Source organism: Brachybacterium hainanense, assembly GCF_042434575.1.
GTDB lineage: Bacteria > Actinomycetota > Actinomycetes > Actinomycetales > Dermabacteraceae > Brachybacterium > Brachybacterium hainanense.
On sequence record NZ_JBHLSV010000054.1, the window covers coordinates 1 to 1530 of the forward strand.

General features: G+C 79.9%; 1 pseudogene. It reads left to right on the top strand.

Annotated features, from left to right (window positions below):
* Positions 1-1530 (top strand): annotated as a pseudogene (locus ACFFF6_RS19900) (hypothetical protein); the annotation flags it as partial.

The window sequence follows — 1530 nt, forward strand, 5'->3', positions numbered from 1 at the left end:
CCGCCCCGCAGCAGGCCGCCGCCCCGACCGTCAGCCAGGCTGCCGATGACGGCTGGGGCCAGGTCGCGGTTCCGGGAGGCGGGATGCAGCAGAGCCCCGCCCCCGCCCGGCAGCATCCCGCCGCGGCGGCGGAGGCCCCCTCCGGCCCGGCCCCGCAGCCCGCGTCCGCCCCGGACACCGCCCCTGCTCCGGAACCCGCCCCTGCCGCGGATCCCGGTCCCGCCGCCGAGGGATCGATCTCGGCCGATGCGGTCCGCGGGCACTGGTCCGCGATCATGGACGAGCTGCAGCAGATCCGTCGGCCCGTCTGGGCGCTCGTCTCCCAGAACGGGCATGTCCAGGAGGTGCGCGGCTCGACCCTCGTGATCGGCTTCCGCACGGCGGGGCTGCTCTCGGCCTTCCACCGCGGTGCCAACGTCGACAACCTCGCCGAGGCCGTCCGCCGCGTGACCCACCTCGCCCTCGCGATCGAGGCCGTCGTCGGCGAGGACCCGGGTCCCGGAGGCGCGCCGGGGAACGGTTCCAGCGGCATCCCGGGGCCCGGCCCCGGCACGCCGGGAGGCGGCACCGGGGGAGCGGGACCTGCCGGGGGAGCGGGATCTGCCGGGGCCGGCCCGGCGGGGGCGGCCTCCCCTCCTGCCGCCGCACCGGCAGGGGCGCCCGAGCCGCGCCCCGCGGGGTCGAGAGAGCAGACCCGCGAGCAGGGAGGATGGCGCGAGCGCGTCGCCGCCGCCTCCGCCCCTCGCGTCGACCGCGCCCCGCAGCAGGACCATGCCCCGGAGCCGGACTTCGCCCCGGAGCCCGACGACCCGTACCCGCCGGACCCCTACGACGACATGCAGCAGGGCTCTCCGCAGGCCCTCCATCAGCCCCAGCCGACCCCTCGGCCCCAGCCGGCACCGACCCCTGCGACTGCCCCTGCCCCTGGTCCGGTCGCCTCCGCGGCGGTGCCGTCGCCGGTCCCCTCGGCTCCGTCCGCTCCGGCAGGCGAGCCCCCGGTGGTCGACGACGTGCGCCGCGACGCGGTGCCCGACGGCGAGCCCCGCACCCACGGTCAGGCCGCGCTGCGGCGCGCCATCGCCGAGGACCGCGTCATCCGCACCCGGGAGATCGCCCCCGGACCCCGGACGTCCGATTCCCCGAGCGCCGGACCCCGGACCCCGGACCCGGCGCCGGAGCGGCGGGCGGCCCCCGCCCCCTCCGCGCCATCGGACGGGGACGCATCGGCCCCGTCCGCTCCTGCCGCGTCCTCGGCACCCGCGCCCGTCGCGCCCCCGCCCGGTGACCCGTCCTCCCCGGATCCGTCACCCGCGGAGCCGCCCGCGCCCGCGCCCGTGCGCGAGGAACCGCTCGACCTCGAGCCGATCCACGACTTCGGCACCTCGGGCGCCGATGTGTCCTTCCCCCCGGTCGCCGCGCCGCCGGCGGCCCCTGCGGACGACGGCTGGAACGTCGTGGCCGTGCCCGGCTCCGCCGGCGCATCGGTCGCCGCCCCCGCCGTCACGGCGCCCGCACCCGTGCCGGCCGCCG